General features: G+C 72.8%; 11 protein-coding genes. 5 read left to right on the forward strand and 6 right to left on the reverse strand.

Translation table 11 applies throughout. The features are described from left to right. Nucleotides 1-232 precede the first annotated feature (232 nt). From AC07PU_RS19945 to AC07PU_RS19965, 5 genes are all read left to right on the forward strand, one after another. Nucleotides 233-1369, forward strand: a complete 1137-nt coding sequence (locus tag AC07PU_RS19945) for an efflux RND transporter periplasmic adaptor subunit (RefSeq protein WP_495319989.1) — start codon at nucleotides 233-235, stop codon at nucleotides 1367-1369. Beyond that, nucleotides 1369-4503, forward strand: coding sequence for an efflux RND transporter permease subunit (locus AC07PU_RS19950; protein WP_495319792.1), 3135 nt, complete (start codon nucleotides 1369-1371; stop codon nucleotides 4501-4503). Before AC07PU_RS19945 ends, AC07PU_RS19950 begins: the two co-directional genes overlap by 1 nt. 16 nt (nucleotides 4504-4519) lie before the next feature. Continuing rightward, on the forward strand, nucleotides 4520-6085 hold the full coding sequence (locus AC07PU_RS19955; protein WP_495319794.1) for an efflux transporter outer membrane subunit: 1566 nt from the start codon (nucleotides 4520-4522) through the stop codon (nucleotides 6083-6085). A gap of 64 nt (nucleotides 6086-6149) precedes the next feature. Continuing rightward, nucleotides 6150-6851: a response regulator gene (locus tag AC07PU_RS19960; protein WP_208508160.1), complete on the forward strand. Its 702-nt coding sequence runs from the start codon at nucleotides 6150-6152 to the stop codon at nucleotides 6849-6851. After that, nucleotides 6851-8251, forward strand: coding sequence for a sensor histidine kinase (locus AC07PU_RS19965; RefSeq protein WP_495319796.1), 1401 nt, complete (start codon nucleotides 6851-6853; stop codon nucleotides 8249-8251). The genes AC07PU_RS19960 and AC07PU_RS19965 overlap by 1 nt, the downstream gene beginning before the upstream one ends. A 25-nt stretch (nucleotides 8252-8276) precedes the next feature. On the opposite strand, the gene AC07PU_RS19970 is transcribed toward AC07PU_RS19965, so the two are convergent. The 6 genes from AC07PU_RS19970 to AC07PU_RS19995 all read right to left on the reverse strand — a co-directional run bounded on the left by AC07PU_RS19970 (nucleotide 8277) and on the right by AC07PU_RS19995 (nucleotide 16434). Beyond that, complete coding sequence (locus tag AC07PU_RS19970; RefSeq protein WP_495319798.1) at nucleotides 8277-9893, reverse strand: ArnT family glycosyltransferase; 1617 nt, start codon at nucleotides 9891-9893, stop codon at nucleotides 8277-8279. 61 nt (nucleotides 9894-9954) lie between these two features. Beyond that, a complete protein-coding gene (locus tag AC07PU_RS19975) occupies nucleotides 9955-10308 on the reverse strand; it encodes a hypothetical protein (protein WP_495319800.1) in 354 nt (117 codons plus the stop codon). Continuing rightward, nucleotides 10308-10679 carry a RidA family protein gene (locus tag AC07PU_RS19980; protein WP_093345317.1) on the reverse strand — a complete coding sequence of 124 codons (372 nt, stop codon included), beginning with the start codon at nucleotides 10677-10679 and terminating at the stop codon, nucleotides 10308-10310. Before AC07PU_RS19980 ends, AC07PU_RS19975 begins: the two co-directional genes overlap by 1 nt. After that, nucleotides 10676-12193, reverse strand: coding sequence for an efflux transporter outer membrane subunit (locus AC07PU_RS19985; protein ID WP_495319803.1), 1518 nt, complete (start codon nucleotides 12191-12193; stop codon nucleotides 10676-10678). The genes AC07PU_RS19980 and AC07PU_RS19985 overlap by 4 nt, the downstream gene beginning before the upstream one ends. 13 nt (nucleotides 12194-12206) lie before the next feature. Next, entirely contained in the window at nucleotides 12207-15302 is a 3096-nt protein-coding gene (locus AC07PU_RS19990) for an efflux RND transporter permease subunit (protein ID WP_208513204.1), read from the reverse strand. Beyond that, nucleotides 15295-16434 (reverse strand): efflux RND transporter periplasmic adaptor subunit, encoded by a 1140-nt coding sequence (locus tag AC07PU_RS19995; protein WP_495319805.1) that lies wholly within the window; start codon nucleotides 16432-16434, stop codon nucleotides 15295-15297. Before AC07PU_RS19995 ends, AC07PU_RS19990 begins: the two co-directional genes overlap by 8 nt. Nucleotides 16435-16570 lie beyond the last annotated feature (136 nt).

The raw sequence follows: 16570 nt of genomic DNA on the forward strand, positions 1-16570 counted from the left end.
ACGGTGCGCGCCCTTCAGGATCGCGCATCGACCGCGCATTCGCAAGCCGGTGGCGATTGCCGGAGCGCCGCCCGTGGATAGATAGCTTCCCGAAAGCTTCGCGGCCTAGGCTGGTCGGCTCCCTCCTTCTCCGACGTCGTGCCCGCACGGTCGGTCCGTACGTACCGCCGCACCGATGAGCCTGCGTCCTCCTGCCTCCCGCCGGGTCCTCCTGGTCCTTCTCGCCTTGCTGGTGCTCGCCGGCGCGGCATTCCTCGTCTGGCGCGCGCCGCGATCCGATGCCGGGCCGTCCACGCCGCCTGCGGGCGCGAGCAACACAGCCAGCGCCGCCGATCCCGAACAGTTGCGCTACCCGAAGGGCGCGGCCCAGCTCGCGATGATCCGCACCGACGCCATGCCGCGCGTGCCGCTGCCCCTGGCCGAACCGCTGAGCGCGCGCCTGGTCTACGACGAGGACGCGACCGCGCGCATCGGCGTCGGCTTCTCGGGCCGCATCGTGGCGCTGCGCGTGGGCCCCGGCGACAGCGTGCGCGCGGGCCAGGTGCTGGCCGACATCGACTCGCCCGACTACGGCACCGCGCGCGCCGACCTCGGCAAGGCGCTGGCCGACGAGAAGCGCAAGCAGCTGGCGGCCGAACGCGGGCGCGAGCTGGCGCCGGGCGATGCCATCGCGCACAAGGACCTCGAGGCGCTCGAGGCCGACCATGCGCAGGCGCTGGAAGAAGTGGAGCGCGCGCGCCGGCGGCTGCAGAACATGAATCCGCGCGGGCTGCGCGGCGAAGGCCAGCGCCTGCAGCTGGTCAGCCCGATGGACGGGTTGGTCGCCGAGCGCACGGCCACGCCGGCGCTCGAGGTCGCGCCGGGCATGGCGGCGCCGCTGTTCGTGGTCACCGATCCGCGGCGGCTGTGGCTGATGATCGACCTGCCCGAGCGGCTGCTCGGCCGGATCAAGCTGGGCAGCGCGGTGAGCGTGGAGTCGGATGCCTATCCGGGCCGGCGCTTCGCCGCCACGGTGCGCCAGGTCGGCCATGCGGTCGACACCAACACCCGGCGCGTGCCGGTGCGCGCGCAGCTCGACAACGCCGGGCTGGAACTGCTGCCCGAGATGTTCGTGCGCGCGCAGCTGCTGCAGGAAGACGGCAGCGGCGTGCGCGTGCCCAACGAGGCGCTGGTCAACCGCGGCGTGCACAGCTACGTGTTCGTCGAGGAGTCGCCCGGTGCGTTCCGGCGCCGCCAGGTCGAACTGCTGGCGCAGGGCAGCGACACCAGCTACGTGCGCGAGGGCCTGGCGGGCAACGAACGCGTGGTCACGGCGGGCGCGCTGCTGCTCGACGCCGAGCTGACGACCCGCACGAGCGAGCGGCCGTGATGCAGCGGCTCATCGCCTTCGCGCTGACGCAGCGCGTCTTCGTGTTCGTGCTGGTCGCGGCACTCGTGGGCTTCGGCGGCTACGCGGCCTCGAACCTGCCGATCGAGGCGTTTCCCGACGTGCAGGACGTGCAGGTGCGCGTGATCTCGCAGCGCACCGGCGCGGCGCCGCAGGACATGGAGCGCTCGGTCACGCTGCCGATCGAGCGCGAGGTAGCCGGGATTCCGCGCCTGTCGAACGTGCGCTCGGTCACGATGACCGGCCTGTCGATCGTGACGCTGACCTTCGCCGACGGCACCGACGACTACTTCGCGCGCCAGCAGGTGCTCGAGAAGCTCTCGACCGTCGACCTGCCCACCGGCGTGCAGCCGCAGCTCGCGCCGCTGTCGACGGCCGTCGGCGAGATCTACCGCTACACGCTCGAGGCGCCGGGCCTGTCCGAGATGGAGGCGCGCACGCTGCAGGACTGGACCGTGCGCCCGTTCCTGCGCATGACGCCCGGCGTGGCCGACATCGTCACCTTCGGCGGCGCGCTCAGGGAGTTCCAGATCGAGGTCGACCCGGTGGCGCTGCGCAAGTACCAGGTGACGCTGGACCAGCTCGGCCAGGCGGTCTCGAATGCCAACGGCAGCGCGGGCGGCGGGCTGATGCGCCGCGGCGACACCTCGCTGGTGGTGCGCGCCAGCGGTCTTTTCGACAGCCTCGCCGACATCCGCGCGGCGGTGGTCGCCTCGCGCCAGGGTCGGCCCGTGACGGTGGCCGACCTGGCGCAGGTGCGCGAGGGCGAGCGCCCGCGCCTGGGCATCGCCGCAGCGGGCAAACGCGACAGCATCGTCGAGGGCATCGTCTCGATGACCAAGGGCGGCGATCCGGCGAAGATCAATGCCGAGCTGCGCCAGCGCATCGCGCAGCTCGAGCCGCGCCTGCCGGCCGGCGTGAAGATCGTACCGATCTACGACCGCACGCAGCTCGTGCACCACACGGTGGCCACGGTGGTCGAGAACCTGGTGGTGGGCGCGCTGCTGGTGGTGGCGGTGCTCGTGATCTTCCTCTCGAGCTGGCGCGCGGCGCTGGTGGTGGCCACCGTGATCCCGCTGGCCCTGCTGTTCGCCTTCATCCTGATCACCGCGCGCGGCGTGTCGGCCAACCTGATCTCGCTGGGCGCGGTCGACTTCGGCATCATCATCGACAGCGCGGTCGTGATCGTCGAGGCGCTGATGGTGCGGCTCGCGGCCAAGACCGCGCTCGACGCCGATTCGCCCGAGGCGCGCCACCAGCGGCTGGGCGTGCTGCACCACACGGTCAGCGACCTCGCGCACCCGGTGCTGTTCTCGAAGGCGATCATCATCCTGGCCTTCGTGCCGATCTTCACCTTCCAGCGCGTGGAGGGAAAGATCTTCACGCCGGTGGCCCTGACCCTGAGCTTCGCGCTGCTCGGCGCGGTGCTGCTGACCTTCACGCACCTGCCCGCGCTGCTGGCCACGGTGCTGCAGCGCCGCACCCTGGCCGAGAAGCACAAGCCCTGGCTGGACTGGCTGCAGGCGCGCTACCGCGGCCTGCTCGCGGCGACCATGCGCCACGCGGGCCGCACGCTGTGGCTCGCGGCACTGCCCGTGGCGCTCGCGCTGGGACTGGCACCGCGGCTGGGCAGCGAATTCCTGCCCAAGCTCGACGAGGGCAACATCTGGCTGACCATCACGCTGCCGACCTCGGCCGCGCTCGAGACCACCAAACAGGTGGAACGCAGCGTGCGCGCCACCCTGCTGACGTACCCCGAGGTGGCGCGGCTGATCAGCCAGGTCGGCCGGCCCGACGACGGCTCGGACCCGAAGGGGCCGAACAACCTCGAGATCCTGGTCGACCTGCAGCCGCGCTCGGGCTGGCGCTTCGCGGGCAAGGAGGCGCTGATCGCCGACATGTCGGCCAAGCTGGAAGACATCCCCGGCATCAGCACCAATTTCTCGCAGGTGATCCAGGACAACGTCGAGGAGTCGCTGTCGGGCTTTCGCGGCGAGATCGTCGCGAAGGTGATCGGCAACAACCTCGACATCCTCGACGAGCTCGGCGAGAAGGTGGCCACCACCTTGCGCGGCATTCCCGGCGCCACCGACGTGGACAGCACGCGCATCGGCGGGCAGAGCGAATTGGTCGTCACGCCCGACCGCGCGCGGCTCGCGCGCTACGGCCTCACGGTCAACGACGTCGACAACGTCATCGCCCAGTCGATGTCGGGCGCCCCGACCACCAGCTTCTACGACGCCGACCGCCGCTTCGACGTGGTGGTGCGGCTCGCGCAGCCGCACCGCGACAGCGTGGACGCGGTGCGCGGGCTGCAGCTCGCCGTGGCCGGCACGCAGGTCGGCAACGGCCCCGGCACCATCTCGCTGGGCGAGGTCGCGAACGTCGAGGTGCGCCAGGGCGCCTCTCGCATCTTCCGCGAGTCGGGCTCGCGCATGGTCATCGTCAAGGTCAACCTGCTGGGGCGCGACCAGGGCAGCTTCGTGGAGGAGGCGCAGCGCACGGCGGCGCGCCAGGTCGTGCTGCCGCCGGGCTACCAGCTGGTGTGGGGCGGGCAGTTCGAGAACTCGCAGCGGGCCGCGGCCCGGCTCGCGGTGATCGTGCCGTTCACGGCGCTGCTGATCTTCTCGCTGCTGTTCTGGGCCTTCCGCTCGGTGCGGCTGGCCTCGCTGGTGCTCGGCATGGTGCCGTTCACGCTGGTGGGCGGGCTGGCCGCGCTCGGGCTCGCGGGACTGCACCTGTCGGTCTCGGCCGCGGTCGGGTTCATCGCGGTGGCGGGCATCTCGGTGCAGAACGGCGTGATCATGGTCGAGGAGATCATGGCGCGCGTGCGCTCGGGCGCCGCGGTCGCGACGGCGATCGTCGAAGGCGCGACGACGCGGCTGCGCCCGATCCTGATGACGGCGCTGATGGCGGGCCTGGGCCTGCTGCCGGCCGCGCTCTCGCACGGCATCGGCAGCGAGACCCAGCGGCCCTTCGCCTGCGTGATCGTCGGCGGCATCGTCACCGGCACGCTGTTCACGCTGCTGGTGCTGCCGGTGGCGATCCGCCGCTTCGGCGATTTCTACGACGAGCCGCAGCAGGCGCGCGAGGCGCGCCCGCCGGCCGCGCCCTGATGCACCGGAGTCCGCGATGAAGCACGCCTCTTCCTCTCCGTTCCGTCCCCGCGTTCGACCGATGCTCGCGCTGGCCTGCGCGGCGCTGCTGGCCGGCTGCACGGTCGGCCCCGACTTCCGACGCCCCGATGCGCCCGCGTCCAAAGGTTATGCACCGTCGGCGCTGCCGCTCGACACCGCGTCGGCACCGGTGCCCGGCGGCGACGCGCAGCGCTTCGCGCCGGGACGCGACATCCAGGCCGACTGGTGGACGCTGTTCGGCTCGCCGCGCCTCGACGCCTTGATCGCGCGCGCGCTCGCGCGCAGCCCCACGCTCGAGGCCGCGCAGGCGGCGCTGCGCGCGGCGCAGGAGAACGTCTACGCGCAGCGCGGCTTCTTCTTTCCCACGGTCGGCATCGGCTATTCGCCCGCGCGCACCAAGATCGCGGGCAACCTCGGCGGCAACTCGCCGGGCGTGCAGGGCAATGGCCGCGTGATCTCCACCTACCAGGGCACGCCGGCCAGCGAGGGCGGCAGCGCGCCCTTCAACGCGCCGGTGATCTACAACTTCCACACCGCGCAGCTCACGGTCGGCTATGCGCCCGACATCTTCGGCGGCCAGCGGCGGCAGCTCGAGAGCCTCGAGGCGCAGGCGAGGATGCAAAGCTACCAGCTCGAGGCGGCGCGCCTCACGCTGGCCTCGAATCTGGTGGCGGCCTCGATCCAGGAGGCGCTGCTGCGCCGGCAGCTCGCGATCGCCGAGGGCATCGTCGAGGCCAACGAGCAGGCGGTGGCGCTGGTGCAGCGCCAGCTGCGGGCCGGCTACGCGGCGCGGCAGGACCTGGCGCAGCAGGAGCTCGCGCTCGCGCAGGCGCGCCAGCAGCTGCCGCCGCTGCGCAAGCAGCGCGAGCAGACGCACAACCTGCTGCGCGCGCTGGCCGGTGATGGCCCCGACGAGGACCTCGCGATCGACTTCGACCTCGATGCGCTGGTGCTGCCGCGCGAACTGCCACTGGCCCTGCCCTCGCGCCTGGTAGAGCAGCGGCCCGACATCCGCGCCGCCGAGGAGCAGCTGCATGCCGCCAGCGCGCAGGTCGGTGTGGCGGTGGCCGACCGGCTGCCGCAGTTCTCCATCGATGCGAGCTGGGGCGGCGCGGCCAGCCGGCTCGGCGAGATGTTCCTGAAGTCGGGGCGCTTCTTCAGCCTCGCGGGCAATGTCGGGCAGACCCTGTTCGACGGCGGCACGCTCGAGCATCGCCAGCGCGCGGCCGAGGAAGGGCTGCGCCAGGCCGATGCGCAGTACCGCGCGACCGTGATCGCGGCGCTGCAGAACGTGGCCGACACGCTGCAGTCGATCCAGGCCAACGCGCAATCGCTGCAGGACGCGGCGCTGGCCGAGGAGAAGGCCCGCACCGGGCTGGAACTGGTGCGCCGCCAGCTGCGGCTCGGCGACGTCAACCGCCTCGCGCTGCTCAATGCGCAGCAGGCCCACGACCAGGCGATGCTCGTGCGCGTGCAGGCGCAGGCCGCGCGCCTGGGCGACAGCGCCGCGCTGTTCCAGGCCTCGGGCGGCGGCTGGTGGCAACGCGCGCCGACCTCGTGAACGCGCCGCCGCTGGCCGACAATGGCGGCCCCTCCGCCCACGCGTCCCGCCGCCTCGCACCGCGATGCTCCTGCTGCTGATCGAAGACGACCCCGTGATCTCGCGGGAACTGCAACTGCGCTGGCGCCAGCGCGGCTGGGTGGTGCGCGGCTGCGGCGACCTCGCCGAGGCCGACCGCGCGCTGGCCGAGCGCGACGTGCAGGACTTCGAGCTCATCGTGCTCGACCTCAACCTGCCCGACGGCGACGGCCTGGACTGGCTGCGGCGACTGCGCCAGCGCGACCGCCTCACGCCCGCGCTGATCCTGACCGCGCGCAGCCGCGTGGCCGACCGCGTGCTGGGCCTGCAGGGCGGCGCGGACGACTACCTGGTCAAGCCCTTCGCGCCCGAGGAGCTCGATGCGCGCATCGAGGTGCTCGGCCGCCGCGCCCAGGTGGCGCGCGGCGACCACCTGCACTACGGCCGCCTGACCTGGCGCGGCGACCTGGGCCGGGCCTACGTGGACGACCGCGTGCTCGAGCTGGCGCCGCGCGAGTTCGAGGTGCTGGGCCTGCTGATGCAGCGCGCGCCGCGGCTGGTCGCCAAGCGCGCGCTGGTCGATGCGCTGGCCGAGCGCAACATCGAGCTCGGCGACAGCGCCTCGGAGATCTACGTCTCGCGCCTGCGCCGCAAGCTGGTCGACGCGGGCGTGCAGGTGCGCACGGTGCGCGGCTTCGGCTACATGCTGGTGCTCGACGCGGCCGCTCCCGGCGCGCAGGAGGCCTGATGGAAGCGTTGCCACCACAGCAACCACAACCGCCGCGCCGCATCCGCTGGCTGCGGCGCGAACTGCTGCTGCGCCTGATGCTGCCGCTGATCACGATGATGGCCGTGGCCGGCGGCTTCGGCCTTCACTACACGCACGCGGTGATCGAGCGCGTGTTCGACCGCTGGCTGCTCGATGCCGCGCGCTCGAGCATCGCGCTGCTGCGCTACGACGACCGGGGCATCGCGGCGATCGACATGTCGCCGCAGCTCAAGGCCATGCTGCTGTTCGACGAGATCGACCAGAACTGGTTCAGCGTCACGCAGTCCGACCGCCTGCTCGCCGGGCAGCCCGGCCTGCCCGACGGCGGCACCGCGCGCGTGCACTACCGCCGCGGCGAAGCCTTCGATGCCGAGTACCTGGGCCAGCCGGTGCGCGTGGTGCGGGTCGAGCTGACGCGGCCCGGCGCCGCGCCGGTCACGATGCTGATGGGCGAGACGCTGACCAAGCGCCATCGCGCCGAGCAGGAACTCTGGGTGCTGCTGTGGCCCGTCGTCGCGCTGGTCGTGGCGGCGGCGCTGGCCATCGCAATCGCGGTGCGCCGCACGGTGCGGCCGCTGCAGGCCATCGCCACGCGCTGGAACGAGCGCTCGCATGCCTCGCTCGATCCCATCGGCGTGGACGAAGTGCCGCGCGAGCTGCAGGCCTTCGCGAGTTCGCACAACGAGCTGCTCGCGCGCATCCGGACCATGCTGGCGCGCGAGCGGCAGTTCGCCGCAACCGCGGCGCACCAGCTGCGCACCTCGCTGACCGGCCTGCAGCTCGGGCTCGCGCGTGCCAGCGAGGCGCCCGATCCGCAGGCGATGCGGCGCATCGTCGACGAGCTCGGCGGCTCGATCCAGCGTTCGGGCCGGCTGGTGCAGCAGCTGCTGACCTTCGGCGCCCTCGACCCCGAGGCGCGCGCCGACCTCGACCGGCGCCGCATCGACCTCGTCGCGCTGGCGCAGGACGTGGGCGCGACGCACATCGAGCAGGCCTCGGCGCGCGCGATCGAGCTGGAACTCGCGGCGCCCGAGCGGCCGGTGTGCGTCGCGGTGCAGCCCGAGCTGATCGCCGACGCGCTGAGCAACCTGCTCGACAACGCGATCCGCTACACGCCGCCGGGCGGACGCGTGCTGGTGGAGTTCGAGAGCGATCCGCCCGCGCTGCGCGTGAGCGACTCGGGACCGGGCATCCCCGAGGACGAGCGCGAGGCCGTGCTCGAGCGCTTCGTGCGCGGCCGCGACGCGACCGGCGACGGCAGCGGGCTGGGACTGGCGATCGTGCGCGACATCGCGGCGATGCACGGCGCCACGGTCGTGCTGTCGGACAGCGCCTGGGGTGGCCTCGCGGTCACGCTGCGCTTTCCGGCCGGGCACTGATCGCGCTCGGCGCGCGGCGGCCGGCTCAGCGCGCGGCGCTCGCCTGCGGATCGTGGCCGCAGGCGATGCCCGGCGCGCCCCGTTCGTTCTCCGCCAGCACGATGCCCCAGCGCAGGCGCACGCGACGATCGGGCCCCTCGCCGGTCCACGGCAGCTCCATGCTGCCGGCGCAATCCACGGTCTTCATCAAGGGCTCGAGCAACGGCCCCTCGGCCTGGAACGGCCGCGTGTCGAGCATCAGCACCATGCCACCCTCGCGCGCCAGCACGCCCGGTGCCAGCCAGGGCGAGGTCCGCTCGTCGCCGTCGATGAGCAGGCGCATGCCGGGATCCATCCGCAGCGCGACGGCGCCCGCGAACCAGGTGTCGCCGACCAGCAGCGTCAGCGGACGCTCGCCCATGCGATCGCGCCATGTCGCCTCGACCGCCGCGGCGATCCGCTGCGATGGCAGGTTGGCGCGCGTGGCGCGGCCGGCCCGCGCGCTCCAGACCCCGTCGACGCCGGCATAGCCCCAGGCGGTGGCGATGTGCAGCACTCCCACCACCGCCAGCACCGCCTGCCACCGGCGCCGGCTCCAGCGCTCCACGTCGAGCCATGGCAGCGAGGCGGCCGCCCATACGCCCAGCGGCAGGAAGAAGGTCGTGAGCCAGGCGGGAATCAGCCGCGAATGCAGCAAGGCCGAAGCGACCAGCACCAGCACGGTGGGACCGAGGGTCGCCCAGGCCAGGAAGCGCCGGTCGAATGCGGCGGGCAGCGGCGCCCGCTGCGTGGCCGCTTCGCGCCGCTGCGCGAACCAGGCCCAGCCGATGAACAGCAGCATCGGCGACAGCCGCGCGAGCTGGACCAGCAGCACGAACACCGGCCGGGGCAGCAGGTGCCTGCCGGGTACATGCACCGAATGGACCGAGTGCCGTGCATAGAGCACCGTGGTGTCGCCATGCTGCAGCACCCACCACAGGTGCGGCGACAGCAGCAGCAACGCGAGGCCGGTGGCCAGCAGCAGGTCGCGCCGCACGCGCGCGTCGCGCCATAGGCCCTGGCGGACCACGAAGCCCAGGCCCACGGCGAACTGCACCGCGGCGCTGTACTTGGTGAGCATCGACAGGGCCGCGAACAGCCCGAGCCAGACCCAGTCGGCGCGGCCGCTTCCGGCCGGCCGCAGCACGCGCCACAGCATCCACCAGTAGCCCGCGAGCGGCAGCAGCTGCACCGTGTTGTGGTTGTAGACCACCGCGCGCTGCACGTGGTAGGTGACCAGCGTGCCCAGCAGCAGCGCGAAGGCGGCGCGCGCCGGCGTCATCATCTCGCGCGACCAGCGCCACAGCAGGTAGAGCGCGCCGACGCCGCAGCCCACGCCGGCCACATAGGTCAGCCACGGCTGCCGGCCGAGCAGCGCCACCGGCAGGCTCAGCAGCCAGCTCGGCAGCGGCGGATGCTTGTAGTAGCCCCACTGCAGGCTGCCGCTCCAGAACAGCTCCTCCACGTTGTCCCAGGGCGGCGTGACATCGAGCGCCACCATCGGCCAGGCCCATGCCAGCACCAGCGCCACGAGCAACGCGGGCATCCAGCGCTCGATCGGCTCGCGGGCCGTGGCGGCGGTGGAAAGAAAGCGGCCCGGCACGGGCGTCGATCCAGAAGTCATGGGCGGGATTTATAGGGACCGCACCCCACCGCCGCCTGACTTCGGGCGCGTCGCCCGGCCCTCACGATGCGTCGGCGGGCGCCGGCCGCGAGAGCAGCTCAAGCGGCGCGCTGCAATCGAGCACGTCGACGCGCACGGTGTCGCCGACGCGCAGGTCCGGCGGCAGGCGCGTGGTGCCGAGCGCGCGCGTGCGCAGTCCGCCGTCGTGGTAGCGCACGACCGCATAGGGTTCGTCCGCACCGGCCCGCGGCGCGCAGTCGTGGTACATGCCGCGCGCGAGTTCGTCGGCGCGGCCCAGGGCTTCGACGCGCCCGGTGCGCCAGCCGGCCACGAAGTCGGCATGGCTGGCCGCGAGCCCGGCACAGCCGGCCAGCGCGAACAGGCACGCCGCCAGCACGCAGCCGAGGCCGCGCATCAGCCGCGCGCTCCCACCGCGGCGGTGGCCTGGATCTCCACGCGGTACTCCGAATCGATCAGCCTCGCACCCACGGTCGCGCGCGCCGGCGTGTGGCCCGCCGGCACCCATTCGTCCCACACCGCGTTCATCGCGGCGTAGTCGCCCACCGTGCGCAGGTAGATCGTGACGCTGACCAGGTTCTCGCGCGTGGCGCCCTCGAGGCCGAGCAGGTCGTCGATCTGGCGCAGGATCTGGCGCATCTGGCCGGTCACGTCGAGCGAGGGGTTCTCCGCCACCTGCCCCGACAGGTAGAGCAGGCGGGCGGCGCCGAGGTCGACGGTCACCATCTCGCTGAAGCGCGGGCCCATCTCGTGGCGGCTGATGTTCATGGCGTTGCGCTCGAAGAAGAAGAAGAAGAAGACAAGGAAGAAGCGACCGGGGCAGCCGTCGGCGGCCGTGGATCGGCGGGCGCGTTCCACCAGCCGCCGCCGAGCGCCTGGAACAGCGCGGCCGCGTCGGTGAGCCGCTGCGCGCGCGCCTGCACGATGTTGATCTCGGCCTGCGCCTGCTGCTGCTGCGCGAGCAGCAGCGCCAGCGCGCTGGCATCGCCCCACTGCAGCTGCGCACGGGTGCGCGCGAGCGCCTGTGCGGCGGTGCGCTCGGCCCGCACCGATGCCTGCAGCGCGCGCGTGTCGGCATCGATGGCGGCCAGCGTGTTGGCCACGTCCTGGAAGGCCGAGAGCACGGTCGCGCGGTACTGCGCGGCCGCCTCGTCGAACGAGGCGCGCGCAGCTGCCTCGCGGTGGCCGAGCGCACCGGCATCGAACAGCGGCTGCGCGACGCCGGCCGCCACGGTCCAGAACATCGCGGGCGAACGGAACAGCTGCGACAAGGTGTAGGCCGAGGAACCGAGGTTGGCGCTCAGCGTCACGGCCGGCAGCCGCGCCGCCACCGCGACGCCGATGGCCGCGCTCGCGGCCTGCAGCTGGGCCTCGGCGGCGCGCACGTCGGGCCGGTGTTCGACCAGCAGGGCGGGCAGCGCGAGCGGCAGCTCGGTGGGCAATGCCAGCGTGTCGAGCTCGAAGCGCGCGGCCACCTCCTCGCTCGGGTAGTGGCCGCCGAGCACCGCCAGCTGGTTGCGTTGCTGCGCGAGCTGCTTGTCGAGCGCGGGCACGGCGGCCTCGGTCGCGGCCAGCAGGGCGGCCTGCGCCTCCACGTCGGCCTGCGCGACCTGCCCCAGCGCGAGCTGGCGGCGATAGGCCTGCAGCGCCTGCGACTGGCTCTCAGCGATCGCCAGCGTGGCACGCCGCTGCGCGCGCAGCGAGGCCTCGGCGATCGCGGCCGCCACCACGTTGCTGCTGAGCGTGAGCCGCGCGGCGAGCAGCTGGAAGCGCTGCGCCTCGGTCTGCGCCTGCGCGCCCTCGACCTGCCGGCGCGTGGCGCCGAACACGTCGGGCGCATAGCTCACGTTGAGCTGTGCCGTGTGCAGCGTGTAGAGGCTCGCGTTCGACGACACCGGGCTCGCGACCGCATTCGCCACGCGCTGGCGCGTGGGCGCCAGGCCGGCCGTCAGCACGGGCCAGAAGGCCGCGCGCTGGGCCGCCTCGTTCTCGCGTGCCGCGCGCAGCGCCGCGTCGGCGGCCTCCACGCCAGGGTTGCCGGCCAGGCTCTGCGCCACCAGCGCGTTCAGCGGCTCGTTGTGGAAGGCGGCCCACCATTGGGCCGGGATGTCGAGGCCGGGCGCCAGCCGCGGCAGCGGCACGCCCTCGCCGGCCTCGGCCAGCGGCGGCGCGGCCGTGTAGCGCGCGGGCAGATCGAGCGGCGGGCGCGCGTAGTCGGGACCGGCCGCGCAGCCGGCCAGGCACAGCGCGACGGCCAACGCGGCGGGAATGCTCTTGTTCATCGTTCTCTCCGCTTCAACGATCGCGCCGCGAGCGCACGCCCCAGCCCTTGCGCTCGAACAGCCGCTCCATCGCGTAGTAGAAGGCCGGCAGGATGAACAGCGTGAGCAGGGTCGACACCACCAGGCCACCGACCACCACCGTGGCCAGCCCGCGCTGCACGTCGGTGCCCACGCCCGTGGCCAGCGCCGCGGGCAGCATGCCGACCGAGGCCACCGAGGCCGTCATCAGCACCGGGCGCAGCCGCTCGGTCGCGCCCTCGAGCACCGAGGCCCGCAGCGCCAGCCCCTCGCCGCGCACGCGGCGGAAGTTGGCGACCATGATGATCCCGTTCTGTATCGACACGCCGAACAGCGCGATGAAGCCCACCGCGGTCGCCATGTTGAGCGTCTCGCCCGCGAGGTGGACCGCGATCAGCCCGCCGAGCGTGGCCATCGGCACCACGCCGAGGATCAGCGCCACGTGCCGGATCTTGCCGAACTGGAAGAACAGCAGCACCGCCATGATCGCGACCACGATCGCGAGCGACACGCCCAGGCGCGCCTGCGCGCGCTGCTGGTTCTCGAACTGGCCGGCCCACTGCAGCCGGAACTTCGCGGGATCGAAGGGCACTTCCTTCGCGATGCGCGCGCGCGCCTCCTCGAGGTAGGAGGCCAGGTCGCGGTCGCGGTTGTCCACGCGCACCGTGATCTGGCGCTCGTTCATCTCGTGCGAGATGGTGCTCTCGCCGGTCTGCAGCCGGATGTCGGCCACCTGCGCGAGCGGCACCTTCGCGCCGTTGGCGCCGTTGAGCAGCAGCGCGCCGATGGCCTCGGTGCCGCCCTTGGCGCTGGCCGGCAGCTTCACCGACACGTTGTAGGTGCGCGCACCCGCATACACCGTGATGACGGGCGCGCCGCCGATGCCGGTCTGCACCAGGCCCGCCACGTCGGCCGCGCTCACGCCCAGCCGCGCGGCCGCCTCGCGGTCGAGCCGGATCACCACCTGCGGGATCGGTGGCTCCTGGAACAGCGAGGCCGAGGCCGTGCCGCGCACCGTGCCCAGCAGCTCGACGATCCGGTTGCCGATGCGCCGGCTCTCCGCGAGGTCGTCGCCGTAGATGCGCAGCACCAGCGGACTGTGGGCCCCGCCCACGGCGTCGTTCACGCCGTCGATGATCGGCTGGCTGATGCCCACGTCGAAGCCCGGCATGCGCGCGAAGCGCTCGCCCAGCATGCGCACGAAGTCGGCCTTGTGCATGCCCGCGGGCCATTCGGCATAGGGCTTGAGGCCCACCGGCACCTCCATGTGCGAGGGCGTCCAGGGGTCGGTGCCGTCGTCGTTGCGGCCCAGCTGCGTGACCACGTAGGAGACCTCCGGGTACTCGAGCAGCACGTGGCGCAGCTCGGTGGCCATCTCGCTGGCCTTGTCGAGCGACAGGCCCGAGGGCAGCTGCACCTGCAGCCACAGCGCGCCCTCGTCGATGTCGGGCAGGAACTCGCGCCCGGCCGTGGCGCCGAGCACGGCCACCGCCAGCAGCGCGGCCACGCCCAGGCCGTAGGCGATGGCGGGCATCCCCAGCAGCAGGTCGAGCGCGCGCCGGTAGGCCGCGGTGAGCCACAGCAACGGCCGGTTGACGAAGGGACGCCGCGGCTTGCGCAGCGCCACGTAGGCCAGGCTCGGGATCAGCGTGAGCGCGCACAGCAGCGCGCCGACCAGCGCGTAGCCGACCGTGAAGGCCATGGGCCGGAACAGCTTGCCCTCGGCGCGCTCGAAGGCGAACAGCGGGAAGTAGGCCGTGATGATGATCAGCGTGGCGAAGAAGATCGGCCCCGACACGTGGCTCACGGTCTCGAGGATGTTGCCCTCGGTGAGCGTGGCGTTCGGTTCCTCCTCGCGCCGCCGCAGGATCGCCTCCATCACCACGATGGCGCCGTCCACGATGATCCCGAAGTCGATCGCGCCGAGCGAGAACAGGTTGGCCGGCATGCGGGTGAAGTGCATCACGATGAACACCGTCACCAGCGACATCGGGATGGCCATCGCCGCGACCACCGCGCTGCGCGGGCTGCCGAGGAACAGGATGAGCACGAAGCACACCAGCGCCATGCCCTCGAGCACGGTGTGCGTCACCTTGTCGACCGTGAGCTTCACCAGGTCGTCGCGGTCGATGTAGGGCACGATGCGCACGCCCAGCGGGGCCAGCTCGGCCTGCAGCGCGTCGATCTTCCGGTGCACGCCCTCGAGCACGCGCGAGGGGTTCTCGTACTTGAGCATCAGCACGATGCCCTCGATCGTGTCGGGGTCGGTGTTCTTGCCCAGGATGCCGCCGCGCTCCTGGTGCCCGAACTGCAGCCGCCCGAGGTCGCGCACCAGCACCGGCGCGCCGCCGCTGTTCGACACCATCACCGCGCCCAGGTCGTCGAGCGAGCGGATCTGGCCGATGCCGCGCACCACGTAGCTCTGCTCGCCGCGCGCGATGCGCCCGCCGCCCGCGTTGGCGCTGCCGTTGTTGATCGCCGACACCACGTCGTTGAGCACCAGCCCGTGCGCCTGCAGCCGCGCGGGATCGAGCTCGAGCTGGAACTCGCGCGTGAAGCCGCCGAAGTTGTTGACGTCGACCACGCCCGCCACCTGCTTGAGGGCCGGGATCACCTTCCAGCGCTGCAGCTCCGACAGCTCCATCAGGTTCATGCGGTCGGACTCGAGCGTGTAGCGGTAGATCTCGCCCGCCGGCCCCGCCACCGGCCCGAGCGCGGGCTGCGCGCCCGCCGGCAGGCTGACCTGCCCGATGCGCTCGGTCACGCGCTGGCGCGCGAAGTAGTCGTCGGTGCCGTCCTTGAAGGTCAGCGTGATCAGCGACAGGCCGAAGGTGCTGCTCGAGCGGATCGAGGCCAGCCCCGGCGTGTTGCTCAGCGCGCGCTCCAGCGGCGTGGTGATCTGCTGCTCCATCTCTTCCGAAGCCAGGCCGTTGACCTGCGTCGTCACCTGCACCGTGACGTCGCCGAGGTCGGGATAGGCCTCGACGGTCATCTGCGTCCACGACCAGGCGCCGAACAGCACCAGCGCGACCGACAGCGCCCAGGCCAGGTGCCGGCGGCGCAGGAACTGGGAAATGACGAGATTAATCATTGAGCAGTACGCCGCCACGGACCACCACGCGCTCGCCGGCCACGAGGCCGCCGCGGATGCGCACCCGGTCGCCGTCCTCGCGCCCGAGCTCGACCGCGCGCCGCTCGAAGGTCCATGGCTGCACCTCGACGAACACGCTCACGCTGTCGTTGTTCATCAGCAGGGCCGAGCTCGGCACCTGCGGCTGCGCGGCCTGCGGCAGCTCGAGCGCCGCGCTTGCGTACATGTTGGGCTTGAACACGCCCTCGGGGTTCGCGAACACGATCCGCGCCCGGGCCCGGCGCGTGTCGGCATCGAGCGCCGCGCTCACGAAGGCGACCTGGCCCGCGAACCGGCGCCCCGGCTGCGAGGCCAGCGTCACCGTCGCGTTCTGGCCCGCGGCGACCAGCCCCAGCAGGTCCTCGGGCACGCCGACCGTGACCCAGACGCGCTCGAGGTTGGAGACGGTCATCAGCGCCGCGTTGGCGTCGTTGAGCACCGCGCCGCTCGCGGCATTCAGCGCGGTGACGGTGCCGGCCATGGGCGCGACGATGCGCAGCACCCGGCCATCGCCGGCGCTCGCGCCGATGCCGTGCAGGCGCGCCTCGCTGCGCCGCAGCTCGGCCGTCTGCTGCACCACCGCGCTGCGTGCCGCCTCCACGTCCTTGGCCGCGTTGGAGCCGGCCTCGTTAACGCCCTGCGCCCGCGCGAGCGCGCGCTCGGCCAGCGCGAGCGCATCGCGCGCCTTCTGCGCGTCGGCCACGGCCTGCGCGAGATCGGGCGAGGCCATCGTCGCGAGCAGCTGCCCGGCGCGCACCGCATCGCCGAGGCGCACCTTGAGCTCGAGCAGGCGCCCGGCCAGCGGCGGCAGGATGTTGACGGTGCGCGCCGGGTCCGCCTCCACCGTCGCGGGCAGGCTCAGCACGTGCGAACGCGCGCCCTCGGTGGCGGCGGCGACCTGCAGCCGCTCGCGCAAGGGAGAGCCCGCGGGCACGCTGAGGCGGTGGCCCTCGCGCACCAGCAGCGGCGCGGGCGCGGCCGTGGCCTGGGCGCCGTGCGCGGCGGTGTGGAACCAGACCGCGTACAGGGCCGCGCAGGCCAGCACGCCCGCGGCGGCGGGCGCGAGGAGGGTCTTGTGCAGGGAGTTCTTCATGACAGTGGATGCGTCGCGGCGATGCGGCCCGTTGCCTTCGCCGGTGCCACAGCGTAGAAAGGCGCGGCTGAAGAACGCCCGAAGAAATCCTGAAGACGTCTTCAGGTTCGCGACCGCGACGCATCGATGCCACGCG

This window comes from Variovorax sp. GW821-FHT10D07 (assembly GCF_059415325.1).